This window comes from Vibrio sp. JPW-9-11-11, assembly GCF_013369335.1.
GTDB lineage: Bacteria > Pseudomonadota > Gammaproteobacteria > Enterobacterales > Vibrionaceae > Vibrio.
The window spans coordinates 133,879-150,062 of the sequence record NZ_SZQJ01000009.1 but is presented as its reverse complement, the minus strand read 5'-3'; the positions used below and the strand labels follow the sequence as shown (position 1 = coordinate 150,062).

The following is a 16,184-nucleotide window of genomic DNA, read 5'->3' as shown; positions in this document are numbered from 1 at the left end:
ATCGCGTTTGTTTGTCGTTATAGTTGTTCACGATTAATCTTCATCCTCTACCGCAACACTGAAATTAAACTTAGTCAGTTTGTTCGGTGAAACTCTTTGAACACGTGGGTTCTCACTAATAACCTTCATCCCTGTCGGCAAAGAGTCGGTATCTACCTTAATCAAGAAGTTTTGTCCCTTCTTATCCAGTACCCACTGATCCGGCACGTGATAGCGGCCATACTCATCGGTTTCAATTACAATCCCCTCAACCGTAAGCAAGCGAACACCAGGTATACCGTCTTCGTATATACCATTGTTCTCGATAACGATCTCCCAAAGATAGTGATCTCCATCTTTATATAGATGTCGAGTTACATTGAGGTTCTCCGCAGACAAACCTTGCTCTCGGTCGCCAACGTATTGCGTCGAGCGCAGCTCTTGCTTGTCAAACACAATTCGAGTACCTGACTTAGTTACGACACTGAAATCAAAGCCCTGATCAGTGCGCGTTTCAAACTGAAATACCACTTTATTGCTATGTGGCAAGGTACGGTTATTCGATAGGCCGAACAGCTTATCTATTCGGTAACCTGCCACCAATGCCGAGTCTTTAACAATCGTTGATTTAGGCGTATAGGAGCCTGTGGTGTAGTTGTACTGGTATTGACCAGGGTTCATTACCTCAATGCCATAAACTTTAGCCGTATGCTGACCTTTGTCATGCTCAGTATCTTTCAAATGCTTTTCAGTGCCTTGATATTGAATATTGGTCGTACCCACTATGTAGTCACCATCATCAATGTCCACAGTTATATCAACGTTAAACGCTGTAGCATCCGCCTGGAAACCATCTTTGTTATGATCTTCAAACACTTTGCCTATAATGGAGGCGGTATCGAATACCTTGTCTGGCATGACCTCAACTGTTGCAGTGGCTGTGTTAGACTTCTCTTCAAGCGCCCCTGATGCCTGCCCTTCCGGTGGTGCCATCGCTACCGCTGAGTTGACATACTTACCAAAAGTCGCGCCGACAGTAACACGCAATAAGTAACGGATACGTACTTGCTCGGTAATCGTCTTATCTGCCCCACCGTAAGCAAGCATGTCGCCTACGTTAAAGGTTAGAGAGTTGGTGACTGCAGGATCGTCAGTGTTGATTACGTCATCGTTGGTATCAAACTGACCGTCCGGACCACTATTGGTAATCTCGGTCGAGCCCGGAACATAGGCAAAACCAGAAGGGTAACGGTCAACCAGCTTAACGTCCTTAAATTCCGACTCGTTGTTGTTGACGATAGTCACTTCATATTCAACCACATCACCCACTTGAGCGTCTGTTTTCATTGCTTCTTTCGCAACAACCAGCTCGCCTTCGTTATCGGCAAATTTCTTGACGTGAATAGTCACATCGTCAGAACCACTAATTCCCGTCGCAGGATCAGTTACTGTGAAGGTGTTGGTAATATCGTCATCAAGCCCTTTGTTCAGCTCACCAGTGATCTTAATTTCGTAACCGTTACCCATGTAAGGCAACAGGTCGAGTGAAAGAGCACCATCCGGTAGCATCAGGTCTTTATCAGTAAACTCACCTTTTTTCTGGCCACTTGGCCACTCTTCGATAGTGCCTTTCCAAGTTGTGAACAAGGCATTGCCGTTTGAACCCACCAGCTTAGTGATTTCATCAACCATTTGTGCGCCAGTGATGGTAGCTGAACCTTCATTGCTTACGCGCAGAATGTAAGTCAGCTCAGAGTCATCATTGGTGTACTCTGCGTTATCACCTTTATCGGTAGTTTTATCGATCGCAAAGCTAACGGCCTGTGGCGTGATCATCGCACTGACGGTTTCAACGGATGCACTACGCGCAGTCGAGGTTGATGGCTGGGCTTCATCAATTTTATGAGTGGTGTTGACAATCTCGCCCATTGCGCGCGAGTCTGTCGTACCGGTAATCGCAATCTCAACCGTGTCACCCGGGGCAATGTCACCGGCAATGTTTATGTCGTCATTCGCCGACAAGGTGCCTACGTCAATATTGGTGCGCGGGTCATTACTGGTTGCGCTAATCGTCCAATCGGTAAAAGCGCCGACAACTTCACGGTTACCACTTGCAATGTCAGGTCTGGTTGGAACCTTCATACCCGAAATTGAATTTCGCAGAATAATATCGTTGGCGAAGCCTTTACTGTCGTTAAACAGCTTAATACGGAAGGTCGCTTGCTGGCCTGCAATGTAGATCGGGTTGTCAGCTGATTCGGTAATAACGACGTTGTCAGGCTCTGGAAGCAGACTTGCCAGCGCGCTAAAGCGCTGAGGACGACCACTGTTGTTTATCACCATGGTCGCTTTGTTGTCGATTTGACCGTTAGCAAACTCATTGACTTTGCCTGTGATCACAAACTCTAAGGTGTCGTTAGGTGCCAGATCGACAATAGCATCAATTTCTTTGTTGCTACCGCTTGGATCCGGTGAGACCTGAGTCAACTCGTTTCCCTTATTGACTTCGATGTTCCAGCTAGAGAAAGCGGCTTCTTTCGAACCGTTGACCGTATCTACCGTCATGGAAGCCAATAAATCCTTAAGTTGGATACCAGCAACAAACGCTTCGTTCTCGTTGGCAACAATAACGCGGAACACTGACTCTTTACCCGGCTCATAAGTCATCTCTGTATCCGTGCCAGTTTCGCCAACGTACTTTTCGAGGGTCAGTGAAACCGGACGATGCTTGATGATCGCCTGAGCATCTAAGGTTGGTTGACCAACAAAGTCCACACTTGCCTGGTTAACGATATCCGTCGTCGCATAACGATTAACCTTACCGTCAATGGTAAAAGTCACCGTGCTATTTGGCGCAATATCAGCCAAAGTATCAATATCAGGGTTGCGACCACTTGGCGTAGATGACAAGGAAGAACTGATATCACTCAGCTGTGTCTTAATTGTCCAACTTTCAAATGCGGTCCCGTTAGTACCATCAACCAAGGTAACAAGTACATCACTGATGATGTCTTTGATTTCAACATCATTGGCAAAGCCTTCACCACCATTGCTAACCGTGACCACGAACTGCGCGCTCTGCCCTGCCTGATAAAACTCACGGTCGGCCGTTTTAGTTAACGTAATATCCGCAGGTTTAGGCTTAATGGTTGCGCTTGACTCGAACTCTTTGCCATCGTAAGTCACTTTCGCTGTGTTAACGATCTCGCCAATTGCTTTAGCATCAACCTCACCCTGAATGGTGAAGACAATGGTATCGTTCGGAGCCAAGTCGATATTGGTATTAATATCGCTATTCCAGCTATAGGTCGAGATACCGACTGAAGTCATTGGGTCGCTCGCCGAATAGTCAAACGTCCAACGACTGAATGCCTGTCGGTCAACGCCATCTGCAGTCGAAACCATCACTGCTGAGATAAGATCTTCTAACACAATATCATTAGCAAATGCCGCATCCTTGTTGACGATTTTGATTTCAAAACCATTAACCGTTCCGGGAGTGTAGAGTGGCTCGAGAGGTTCTTTGGTCACTTCTATAGACGGAGTTAGCGGCGTGCTTACGGCATCGTCTTCCAGTGTTTTACCATCGTAATCGACGCTCACCAGGTTGCGGACTTCCCCAATAATTTCAGGCTTAAGCTTACCTTTAATGGTAATAGTAACGATGTCTTGCGGCGCAATATCGATACTGTTGTCAATGTAATTACCCGATAGCGCCGGTAAACTCGTCGTTCCGTTTGCCGATACCCCATTGATTTCAATCGTTGCAGGGTCAAATACGGAAATAGTGCTGCCATAGATGGTATCAGCACTCATGCGGTCAACGAAATCTTCAACCTTCACGTCGGTTGCCCAAACCCGTTGCGTATTGGTCAAGACAATCGTGTAAGTCAGCGTGTCTTGAGCCTGATAAACGCTTTTGTCGACACTCTTAGAAACCGTCACTTCCGCATCAAGAGGTAAGTATGTTGCCTCATCACTTGCAGGTTCAACATTGTCTGTTGTGACGTTTACACGGTTAGTAATCGCTCCTATCACGTTACTGTTCACCGTCCCCTCTAGGTGAAGTTGAATCTGTGATCCTGGCGCTAAGTTAAACTCACCACTAAAGCCATCAGGCGCGTCAAATTCGGTCTGCGAGATCACCACAGTCTTGCTTGCTGAAGGATCAACAATCGTCATCGAACTTGATGCTTTATCCCACGAATCGAAGACAGATCCTGTGAGTAGGCTATCTACAACATCAGCGCGGATATTCGACGCGATATCTTCAACTTTGACATTTTGCAGGTAACCCGCCCCAGTGTTTTCAATCACAATATCAAAGCCGATTGAGTCACCCGGCGCATAAAGGGCCGGAGACAATGACGCTTGCTTGGTTACTTTCAGCGCACCTAGCTCTGGGTAGATGAAATGTTGTTGCAGGTCGTATTGTTTGTTGTTGACATACAAGGTGTTACCGAACTTGCCGACAGCGTCATCTCTGACGTTGCCAACCACTTCAATTTTGAGCACAGTCGGCTCTGTTCCTGCCGCCCCTAACTTCACTATCGCATCAATGTCACCGGTGGTTTGAATCGCACTGGCATCATTGTGCGCCGCAGTTACGTTCGATACGAAGGTTGCTGTCGTCGACCAGGATTGCAATGCTGTTTGCATCGAGCCATCGGCCGTCTCGACCATGAACTTAGAAATTTCATCTTCAACACGTACGTCAGCATTCGAGTCAGCACGGTTGGCGATATACATGGTATAACGTACTTCGCTGCCCGGTGTGTAACTCGGGGTGTCGGTTGACTTAGCGGCGACAATATCCGCTTCACCCTGCCCTAGGACAATCGAGTTTGAATCCTGACCATCAACTTTAGCAATATTGGTAATGGTACCGGTTGCATCAGCATCTACTGACCCTAACAAGCCAAATACCACTTTGTCACCTGGCATTAAGTCGAACGTTGCATCAAGCGGCTTGTTTCCCTCGTAATTTCCGGAGATTGAGAATCGGTCACTACTTGGCTGTTCAACAATCGTGGTCGATAAGCCGCTGAACGCCTTCGCACCTGTTGAGGTGTTGATAGCATTCAGCTTGTCGATAATAGCAACGTCATTAGCGATACCTTCACCACGGTTCTCGACCGTAATCGTGTAGCTCACCTGACCACCTGGGTTATATTCACAGCCAGTACCACTGTCCGATGGGAAGCTACAACTGCCACCATCCGCTGTGGTATTGGTGACCAGTTTCTCGAATACGAGATCTGGCGCAACAGGAGGGATCTCAAGAGTGGTGACCTCGTTATTCCCACCCGTTGCCTTGTTAGCACCGATAACACCGAGTGCGTCAAGTCGAATAGTGCCTTTGATAACGAACTGGATCTCTTCACCCGGTGCAATATCGGCAACAATATCCAGATCACCGTTGCCGTCATAAGACGGTAAATAGGTGTCGACATCGCCGTCTATACCATTAGTGATGGTGTGAGTGATTTCTGTATCGTTCAGCGCCTGAGTAACGCTGCCACCTAACACTTCTACCGTAATGTTCGACAGCAGATCGCGTAACACAGCGTTATCGCGCCAGACAGGTTGAGTATTGGTTACCGTGAAGTGATAGATGACTTCCTCGCCAGGCTTGTAAGTGTCACCGTTTGAGTATGGTCTCCCACCAATTGAGATGATCTCTTTGCTCACATCCAGACTTGAGGGTTCCGGTTTAATTTGTGATTTACCAAATCCGGACCCGTTATATTTAGGCTGAATGGTGACTGCGGTCATCGCATCATCACGGATTTGTGACTCAACTTTGATGTCAATCCAACCACCTGGAGCAATCGACAGTTTAGCAATATCGATATCCATATCGCTACCACCGCTAAACGACCCGATATCGGTCACCTCTTCAGTTGATGTTTCAACCGTAACGAACCAGCTCGCAGGTTGATAAACCACACCTTGTTGATTGTCTGGTTGGCCTGCCGCGATCTGCGCCAACTTCGATTTAAGCTTACTGAAGGTTTCAGTCAGACTAGCATCATACTCTGTACCTTTACCTTTGTTGTCGAGACGCAAATGGTAGACAACCTTCTGACCATCTGGTGTGTGGTTATAGGTTGTTTTGTCCGTAGCATAACTCGCATCTGTATATGCCTTATGTAGCTTTCGAATATCTGAAGCCTGCATATCTACCCTTTCAGAAGGAAGGTTATGCTTGTTGTTTACCTTTGCGGTGTTCTGGATCAAGCCCACCGCTTTTTCAGAGACCTTAGCTTTGATGGTGTATTTAACAAACGTCCCATCCGGATCAAATGTACTGCCTGCCAAATCAAATTCAGTATCGATGTTGGCGTTATCAGTCACACTTCCTGCATTCGAAAGTGTCGATTTGTCGACATCGGTTCTGATTGTCCACTGAGTAAAGGCACGACCTGTCGTTCCATCAAAGTACTCTGTCGTAATGCCCGCAATATCATCGAAGACAGGCACATCCTTTAGGTGGACATTGTTCTTGTTCTTAAGCAGGATTTGATACTCAATGTAGCCACCTGGAGTGTAACCTCCGGTCAGTTCCGTAGTGCCATCAACATCGTATATCTTGCTGACATGCTTCTCGAAATCGTATTTCTCAGTATCCGCTTTAGACTCTGCACTCACCGTATCGCCGTCGACCTTAAGTAAGTTAACAATATTGCCAACCGCATTCGGGTTAACTTGTGCACGCACGACATATTCAATGGTCTCGCCCGGTGGGATTGACGCATGAGTACTTATGTCTTTGTTATCAGCAATAGTCTTGTCGAGATCGACTTCAGCGTTCGGATTACCGCCCAGTACTTTAGGTTCAATAGTCCAGCCACTTGGGAAAGCTAAACCTTCACTACCATCAATCAAAGCAACTTTGATCGTCGAAAGAGTATCAACTACAGGAATAGCATAAGCCCCCCCCTTGCCATCATTCTTGATTGTTAAGTGGTAAGTAAGCTCTGAGCCTGGTTGATAGTTTTTCTGCTCTACGGTTTTGGTAAAGGCCAGGTGATAGTCGTACGGCTCAACCGTGATACCACCAATTGTGATGTCACCGACCGCATCATCACGTACCACCCCCTCTACGGTGTAAAGCACATAGTCCCCACCCGCGACGTCAATCGTTGTGGTGATATTCTCGTTGTCCTTGACGACACCATCTAAAGTACCGTCAGTTGTGCCATCACCACCGTCGCTATCTTCTTTTTCTACAGCAACAGAGAAGGTGTCATTAAACGGGTTAGCATTAGTTCCATCGAGTAGAAGTACGCTGACACCTTTAATGTTTTCAGCCACTCTATGGTTGTTAAAGTAACCGTTATTTGAACTAACTTTGACTGTGTAAGTTAACGTATCACCCGGAGCATAGAAGGCACTTTTCTTACCGTTTACCAGTAGTTCACGCGTCGTCGTACCGCCACTGTCTACACGCTCCATTTCATGGTGAGAAACATGTGACTCTTCCGTTACCTGTTTGTAGTCGCGGAAAATATAGGCATCGTTGGCAATGATAGGCTCTAATATCCCTGCACCATTGCGTGAGCCAATAACATTATCCTTTACACGAGCTTTGATCTTAACGGTTCGCGTTTCTCCAGCACCAAGAGTAAATGATTCGTTAACACCGCCAGGTGGGTAGACCAAATCTTCATTGGTCTGTGCCTGCCACCCTGCACCATCACCATAGTCGAACTGCCAGTATTCAAACGGGGACTGGTCCTCGTAATCCTCAAACTGATTGTTCTTCTGGTTAGCAAGTACCGACTTGATCTCTTTTAGCGGGTCAATCAACTTTAAGTTGTCCGCATTGTGTTCACTGTTGTTCTGCAGATAGATAAAATAGGTGACATCTTCGCCAGGGGTGAAGCGGGTAACATCTGCAGTTTTAAGGATAGAAACGTTTAGCTTGGCGTCACCGCTATCGCCGATTTCAGCCGTTGCTGATTGGTCAAGATTATTAACAGGATCGTGAATCTCAACTGTGTTAGAAATTTCTTCCCTTTGATAGTCATTTTTAACCAGACCACGAATTCTATAGGTGACAAACCCCATCCCCTGAACGGTCTGAGGATCAATGTCAATACGTGTGTCTATGTTGCCATTATTAGGGAAGTTGGCTTTAACATCTGGATAGCTACCCGTTTTGAACGGGGAGTTATTATTGTCGGTGAACGCTTGAATGGTCCATTCAGAGAAGGCATTCATTCCCACAATGTCATCGCTTACTTTGACTTCATTCGCATAACCTGCGCCACGGTTGTAAACCGTCACATCGAACTCGACCCATTGGCCGGGTACAAACTCATTCTCTTTGGTTGTCTTCACCACCACCACATTAGGTGCTTTCGGGTAGACAACCGCCGCGTCCTGCATGCCAGACTGCGAATCAGAATCTGGAGTTTCAATCACGGCGCTATTATCGATTCGTTTATAGATGATTTCGTCACCATTGCTGCGATCAATCTGCGCAGTAATGGTGTAAACCACTTCAACGTTGGGTGGGATCTGAGCAACGGTATCAAGGTCTTTGTTGTCTTCAAACACCCCAACGTCGGTATACGTGCTATTACCGTTAAGCAGAGGGTTGTCCGAGATAATTTCCGCACTAATCGTCCAAGAAGAGAACACTTTCTTGGTTACATTATCGGGTTCAAGAATCCCAGCCTCAATGGATGAGATAGCGTCTTTGACTTTTACGTTAGTCGCGTAGCCATTGCCTTCTTTGTTAATCAGACGCAGACGGTACGTGATCTCGTTATCCATTTTCGAATAGCTGGTGCGCTCAGAATGAAAATCGGCGTCATTGTTAGTCTTGACCTCTTTAATCAAATTGATATTGAAATCACGCGGATCTGAGCCTCGGTCAGCATAGACAGAATCATCAACCGTTACGCTATTTTGGATATGACCATTCGCCAGCGGATTAGTCTTCGCTTCTATGGTATAGATGATGTAACCATGTGGTTCGATAGTCGCGTCTACATCAAGATTATCAGGGCTGATGATACTACCACTGATACCGGTGTCTGATGCGGTTGATGGCGAGCCATTCTGTTTGAAGGCTTGCGCTGTAATCGTCCAACTATCAAAGGCTTTGATTGTTTTACCATAGATATCAACTGTCTCAAGCGCATCGATAGCGTCTTCAACATGGACTTGATCGGCAAAGCCATCACCATCGTTATCGACACGAATAGTGTAAGTGAGCACATCGCCAGAAGAGTAGTAACGAGAATCAACATCTTTACTGGCACGTAGATTATCTTCAGGCATCTGAACACCAGAGCCGTCTTCGCCAACGTTATCGCTACACGCTGGATTATCATCAACAATCAAACCGACGCTAGACTCGTTCACCTCCGCGGTAAGTTTGTAGCTAACAAACTTACCTGGCGCAATGTCTGGTGACACTGTCACTGGAGAGGTGGTCCAAGAACCATAGCTGTACTGACCGTGATCGGTACCCAAATCGTCTTCTGCACTGATTGGTTCCAACTTCCAACGTTTAAATGCTGGTCCCTGCCCCGCGCCCGCCGCCAACTCAGTTTGGACACAGGTTAAGTCATCGACAACTTGTAAGTCGTTGGCAAAATATTTGGATGAGGAGTTAGACACTTTAATCTCGTACTCAACCGTATTTCCCGGAATATACTCAGACTCTTTGGTGGTTTTTACAATTTTGATTTCCGAGTCGGTTACGTTAAGCGTACGCTCTGCACCAAAAATGTTGCTGATTTGAGCATCTTGTTCTAGTACGCCGCCTGAGTTAAAAATCGCGGCATTAGCGCCTTTAACTTCACCAATCGCGACAGGCGAAATATTGGCTTTGATCTGGTAGGAAATAGTTTCATTGGGGAAAATTGAAACCTGATCATCAAAATCCACATCTGTTTGCGAGCCCAAGTCTTTGTAGCTCGATTGAGAGTTAGCGCCGATATCAGTCACCTCAACACTCCAGTGAGCAAATGGATTACCCGCAAGGTCGCTACTGTTATGTTCTGGCTTAAGGTTATTACCTAAGCCCAAGTCTGAAATCAGTTCATTGATGTTGTGCTTAACATGGTAACCATAAGCGATGCCCTGACCAGTGTTACTAACTTCAACAGTAAAGACACGTTCAGAACCGACTAAATACGGCGCGGTCTTGTTGATTGAGTGCTCAATGCTAACAACAGGCTGTGCAGGAGGCGTCGTTCGCTGAGGAGTTTCAATATCACCATCTTTAGTATGAGCACTTGCTGAAGTTACGATATCACCGACTAGATTGTCAGCCACAATCGTTGATATGGTATAGGTAAGTTTACCGCCTACCGCGACTTTGGCGTCACTAACTTCAAGATCACCGCTGGTAGTAAAGCTACCAAGATCACTATCACTACCCGTTTTTTTTCCACTAATCGTGATTTTGCTAAATGGCGAGGAAGCTGAGCCAGTTATGTTTTCCACCGCTAATGACTGAAACGCCTGACTGATATCAAGCCCCTGAACTTGGTAACTACCGGTATTGGTTACCGTCAAGGTATAAGTGAGCGAACTACCGACTTGATACTCACTTTTATCAACCAAAAGGTCTAAATCATATTGATACGGAACTGGGGCAAAAATGCTTGGCGTTGTTGGTACGAAGACTTCCGAACTGCCATCACCATCAACGTCCGCTCGCACGGTAGTCTTATCGAGAACAATCTCCCCAATAGCTTCACTACTGACGTTTGCTTGAATTTGATAGGCAATATGGCCATATGGGAACAAAACGGCATTCTCAACATTTAGATCAGCATCGACACTGCTGAAAACACCAGGTTTTGAGCCCCAACTGCTAGATCCACTAATGGTCAGTGCGCTAAATGCGTTTACGTTGCCCGATTCGCTTTCCACCTTAGTTTGCCAAACAGGATCGTTAACTATAATACCTCGCAATGTTTTGGCTGAGGTATTTTTGATCAAAACTTGATAGTCGATGCTCTGTGAGTTTTGATATTTTGCACTAACAGGAGTCACCGTTACTTCGATATCCGCGGCAGACACAGTAAATACCGAGAAAACTGTCAAAACAGTTATCCAAGTTGAAAAGTAAGAGAAAAGTTGCTTTAACAAAACGTTGTAATCCTATGAGCAATAATCATCTGCACACGATACGTAATCTGGCGAAAGGTGGAGGAAGCTACGCATTATTAGTTTCAACACCCTAAAAATGTCATTGCTTTGTCAGACTGTATCCGAAGACTGCAAAATGTATCCAATTGTAACAAGTCCAGTAAAATCATTAGCGAATCAGTGTTGAGCCGTTGTTGACCTATCGATAGCGCGCCGAAGTAATAAACTGGCCAAATGTTTCACACCAAACCACTACAGTATTGTATTGTTCGAGAGGGAACTCTGATGGCAATACAAGCATAAACCGATCAAAGTTTTTCACCTCTCCTACTTCAACCATTTGATGTTTAATAGCAGTAAAGCCTTGCTCAGTTTCGATAAAATTGGGAGAAAAATAGAGGCGGTAATCGGGCCCAGGAGCAAGCTCTCCGATAAAAGCAACATGATCTTCGCTTATCGACAACGAGCCTTCACCCCAATGCAGCAAGTCGCTGTCTTTGCGATCGCGCTGGAAAGTACCTGTGTATAGGGCGTGGTCGGTAATACGCTGGACGTCATTGACATCGGGTGATGGCGGTTGAATAACAATAGGCAACGCGTAAATCCCTAACGCGAAGCCTATCGCTAAACTCACCACATGAGTGAAGAGTAAGAAGAGCCTTTTCATAGTGATACTCACTGCATAATCGATACAGATAAATGTATATGATTTGCAATGAAATATCAGCTTTGCTCGGCGAAGTTATCGGTAATTTAACGCGGTTTTCTCTGCCAAGGTCACAATTACTTTCACGGCCTGCTCCATCGACTCAATAGAGGCAAATTCGTGGATGCCATGAAAATTATAACCGCCCGTAAAAATATTAGGACACGGTAGGCCCATAAATGATAAACGTGCGCCATCTGTACCACCGCGAATTGGCTTAATCAGCGGCTCCACATCACACGCTATCATCGCTTGTTTCGCCAGTTCAATAATGTGGGGGTAAGGTTCAACCTGCTCTTTCATATTGAAGTAGCTATCATTCATCACCAGCTCAACTCGGCCTTTTTCTAGGCGCTCATTCAGTTCAGCCACTCTATCACGCATAAATTGCTTGCGCTGCTCTAGCCCTTGCCTTTCAAAGTCACGAATGATGTAGCCAAGTTCACTGCGGGCAACAGACATGTCAGCCGATTTTAAGTGAAAGAATCCCTGATAACCCTCGGTGCACTCAGGCGTCTCTTCGCTTGGCATCATCAATTGAAATTGCGCTGCGATGTTCATCGAGTTGACCATTTTTCCTTTCGCTGTCCCCGGATGAACGTTAACGCCGTGACAAATGACATCGGCACTGGTTGCGTTAAAGTTTTCGAATTCCAGTTCTCCAGCCGGACCGCCATCGATAGTATAAGCCCACTTGGCGCCAAACTTCTCGACATCAAATTTGTCAGCGCCGCGTCCGATTTCCTCATCAGGCGTAAAGCCGATACAGATATCACCGTGTAGGATTTCAGGATGGGCGATAAGCTCGGCGACGGCCGAAATAATTTCTGCAATCCCTGCTTTATTGTCGGCACCAAGCAGCGTTGTACCATCTGTGGTAATAAGGTTGTGTCCATGGAGTTGATGTAAGTCCGGGTACTGAATCGGCGACAATACTTGGTCACCTTTACCTAAAGCGATGTCGCCACCTTGATAATCTTCGACAATTTGCGGTTTAACGTTCTCACCCGAGGCATCAGGTGCTGTGTCAATATGGGCGATAAAGCCAATCGCCGGGACCGCATAGTCAACATTACTTGGTAGTCGTGCCATTAAATAACCATTGGAATCGAGTGATACATCACTCAGCCCTAGCTCGATCAACTCCTGTTTTAGAAACTGAGCAAATGTCATTTGCCCTTCACTACTCGGGCACGACGAGTTAGCAGGATTAGATTGAGTATTAAATGTCACATAGCGCAGAAAACGTTGAACTAATTCATTCATAAAGCAGTCTCTTATAATTTTGTCCTCATGACGAGTTCTCATCCTACGCCTAATTACTCGTAGGGCTTTGCTATAAATCATTTTTTTTAGCAATAACCGACGGTAACAAAAAAGCCCGAATAGTTTCCTGTTCGGGCCAAAAACATGTTTGGTGACACTTTACAGCAGGATAAAGATACCCGCCAAACAGGCGCTCATCAGGTTAGCTAAAGTACCCGCAAGTACTGCTTTAAGGCCAAGGTTAGCGACTTCGGAGCGACGTTCTGGCGCAATAACACCGATGGACCCGAGTTGAATCGCGATCGATCCTATATTGGCAAAACCACACAACGCAAAAGTCACAATCACTTGCGTATGCTCTGATAAAAGCGCTTTATGCTCAACAAAATCAATGAAAGCAACAAACTCATTCATGACGATTTTCTGACCAATATAAGAACCCGCCATCAACACTTCGTGAGAAGGTACACCGATGACCCAAGCGAGCGGTGAGAACAAGTAGCCAAACAGAGCTTGTAGTGTCACACCACTAAAACCGGCGACTTCGCCCAAGCTCTCAAGCCCAGTGTTGACCATCGCAATCACACTGACGAAAGCAATCAGCATAGTCCCTACCGCGACCGCCACTTTCATTCCGTTCATTGCGCCACTTGCCAGCGCATCAATGACATTACTCTCTTGCGCTTGATCCATCTCGATGTTTGATTGATCCATTGGCGTGTCACGTTCAGGAACAATGATTTTTGCCATCATTAAACTGCCCGGAGCCGCCATGAAACTTGCAGCAATCAGGTATTTCAGCTCAACACCTAAGCCCGCATAGCCGCCAAGTACACTCCCCGCGACTGATGCCATACCACCCGCCATAACAGCAAATAGTTCAGATCGAGTCATGCGCGAAAGGAAAGGACGAACTAGCAGTGGAGATTCACCTTGAGAGAGGAAAATGTTACCGGTTGCCACCAAAGACTCGGCTTTACTGGTCCCCAAAAATTTCTGAATGGCACCGCCGATACACGCAATCACTTTTTGCATTATGCCCAAGTAGTAAAGGGAGGAGATAAGAGCGCTAAAAAAGATGATGATAGGAAGGACGCGAACCGCGAAAATGAAACCGCTGTTGGCAAGATCGCCAAATAGAAAGGCGATTCCTTGATCGGCAAACCCGAGCAAACTGGAGACGCCACTACTTAAACTGGTCAACGCCGCTTGCCCCCATGGGAAATAGAGCACTAATGCGGCAAACGCAACTTGAAGCAGTAACGCGCGCGACACAGTTTTCCAATTAATCGCCCGACGACTTTCTGATAACAGTACGGCACAACAAAGCAGAACTGCGATCCCGATTAAGCCAAATAAAACATTCATTAAAGATTACCTCTACAAGCATTGAGTGGGTAGCTGGTCCGGTCCGTGGGGTCATTCACCATTCCATGTGACGGCTTGTATTGGTAGAGCTGTGATTCTCAACCGGGCGGAGAGTATAACGCCAAGAATGAGAGTTTCATCACATATTTTTACGCAAACGATCAAGCGCACAATAAACGCTCAATTTGTCGCAGCACTAAGGTCAATCTTGATAAATTAGTGTTTACTTATATGAAGTTAGCGCAAACAAATTTTGGATAAAGATCACAATGACATCATATTCGAGGTTTTTTTTCGCTGATTTACTGGCGTATTTATCAATAGCTTCTAGTTTTAGATAAGTAATACTTAACGTGCTCATAGGAACAGACTGGCACACTAATAACGTCTAGGCTTAACTCGCTAGCAACCCCGCCATCGTGCGGGGTTTGTACTTTCTAGCCTTCTAACCTTTCGCCAACTGGTAATTTGTCGCGGCCACGCTAGAATATCCAGCTCAATTTCTTGCCTGAGAGCCTTTATGTCCCTTGATTATACTTACGATGCCCTATCTTCTATGCCTCGAGAAGAACTCGAAGAGCTAAGCTTACGCATGATTCATCGCTTGGTTCCACAGGAGTCAATGTCTGAGTTATTCACGTTTGATAGTGATGAGGTGGACTCGCCAGACAAGCAGCAAGAAGCCCAGTTTGACGCTATGCTGCGAATGAGCGCGATTGCGTTGAGCGAACTACCCGCGCTATTTGAAGAATCAGAGAATAGACAGCAAAACATCCTGCGAATGCAACGCTTGTTGCTGTGGCATTTCTATGCAGTCTCTTTTCACTTAGAACAAGCCATTCCGCTCGAAACACACTGTAATCACGTTGATGTGTTATTGAAACAGCCACCACAAAGCGCGCTTGAATGGGTCACGACCTTGACTGATTTACTCCGTCAATATGCACAAGTTGCACAAAAGAAGCACTCGTAAACGAAAACGCCAGCCAATGCTGGCGTTGCTATTGTGAGCTCTTAATCGTTTCCTAGTACCTGACGTGCATTGATCGGTTGAGTCGGGCGGTTATTGTCACCCATTGCTTGGTTAAGTACATCACGTTGATGCTGATTCACTGATAATGGCTCATTTAGCACTAACCAGCGCACCCCTTCACTACAGGGCGGAGTGGTTAGCGAGCCATTAAAGCGATAATAACCGTCAAAATCAGGCAGCAGTTTACGCACGTCTAACCCACTATCAAGTTTTACGCTTTCTCCCGTTTTGGGTACCTGTTGTATTAAACTTGCCAACGGCTTGTTCAGCTCCGAACCCAAATCAAACATCACAGCGATCACTGCCAAGTTACCTTGTTGATCGGCATTCACAAAATGCGCTTCCACTGCAAATTGCTGGCCTTTTATCAAATTCTCAGACGGGGTATGGAAGTGAAACTGTTGTAAGTCAAACGTCTGACCATCAACCACAACTCGATTGTCACCACCGACAACAGCTTGCAAAGTATGCCCATTATTGACCAACTCCGTCACTCGTCCTTGGTAATTAATGTCGAGTTTGGCAAGGTCAGCCTCGAGTACATGCTCGATGTTAATCGGGCTTTGGTTTTTACCTTGTTGGCATAAAGCCGATACATCACCCCAATGCTCTGGGCCGTGAGCACCATGATAGCCCCACTCAGCTGCGTTTGCGCTCCCCATTAACCCAGCTAATACACCTAGCATCACTAAACTTTTTTTCATCATTATTCCT

Annotated in this window: 6 protein-coding genes; 1 reads left to right on the top strand and 5 read right to left on the bottom strand. The window is 46.1% G+C overall.

What is annotated here, in order from left to right; translation table 11 throughout:
- Positions 1–33: 33 nt before the first annotated feature.
- The 4 genes from FCU94_RS13015 to FCU94_RS13000 all read right to left on the bottom strand — a co-directional run bounded on the left by FCU94_RS13015 (position 34) and on the right by FCU94_RS13000 (position 14,437).
- A complete protein-coding gene (locus tag FCU94_RS13015; RefSeq protein WP_217906437.1) occupies positions 34–11,052 on the bottom strand; it encodes a DUF11 domain-containing protein in 11,019 nt (3,672 codons plus the stop codon).
- A gap of 244 nt (positions 11,053–11,296) precedes the next feature.
- Positions 11,297–11,764, bottom strand: coding sequence for a DM13 domain-containing protein (locus FCU94_RS13010; RefSeq protein WP_176288945.1), 468 nt, complete (start codon positions 11,762–11,764; stop codon positions 11,297–11,299).
- 75 nt (positions 11,765–11,839) lie between these two features.
- A complete protein-coding gene (pepT, locus tag FCU94_RS13005) occupies positions 11,840–13,069 on the bottom strand; it encodes a peptidase T (RefSeq protein ID WP_176288944.1) in 1,230 nt (409 codons plus the stop codon).
- 159 nt (positions 13,070–13,228) lie between these two features.
- Positions 13,229–14,437, bottom strand: a complete 1,209-nt coding sequence (locus FCU94_RS13000; RefSeq protein WP_176288943.1) for a NupC/NupG family nucleoside CNT transporter — start codon at positions 14,435–14,437, stop codon at positions 13,229–13,231.
- A 520-nt stretch (positions 14,438–14,957) separates the two neighbouring features.
- On the opposite strand from FCU94_RS13000, the gene FCU94_RS12995 reads away from it, so the two are divergent.
- Complete coding sequence (locus FCU94_RS12995; RefSeq protein ID WP_176288942.1) at positions 14,958–15,410, top strand: exoribonuclease R; 453 nt, start codon at positions 14,958–14,960, stop codon at positions 15,408–15,410.
- 41 nt (positions 15,411–15,451) lie between these two features.
- Here FCU94_RS12995 and FCU94_RS12990 read toward each other — a convergent pair whose 3' ends face one another.
- Positions 15,452–16,174 carry a carbonic anhydrase gene (locus tag FCU94_RS12990; protein WP_176288941.1) on the bottom strand — a complete coding sequence of 241 codons (723 nt, stop codon included), beginning with the start codon at positions 16,172–16,174 and terminating at the stop codon, positions 15,452–15,454.
- Positions 16,175–16,184: the final 10 nt, after the last annotated feature.

What these genes read in the sequence shown, in the direction of transcription:
- pepT (WP_176288944.1), bottom strand. Translation starts at nt 13,069, where the DNA reads ATGAATGAATTAGTTCAACGTTTTCTGCGCTATGTGACATTTAATACT.
- FCU94_RS13010 (WP_176288945.1), bottom strand. Translation starts at nt 11,764, where the DNA reads ATGAAAAGGCTCTTCTTACTCTTCACTCATGTGGTGAGTTTAGCGATA.
- FCU94_RS12990 (WP_176288941.1), bottom strand. Translation starts at nt 16,174, where the DNA reads ATGAAAAAAAGTTTAGTGATGCTAGGTGTATTAGCTGGGTTAATGGGG.
- FCU94_RS13000 (WP_176288943.1), bottom strand. Translation starts at nt 14,437, where the DNA reads ATGAATGTTTTATTTGGCTTAATCGGGATCGCAGTTCTGCTTTGTTGT.
- FCU94_RS12995 (WP_176288942.1), top strand. Translation starts at nt 14,958, where the DNA reads ATGTCCCTTGATTATACTTACGATGCCCTATCTTCTATGCCTCGAGAA.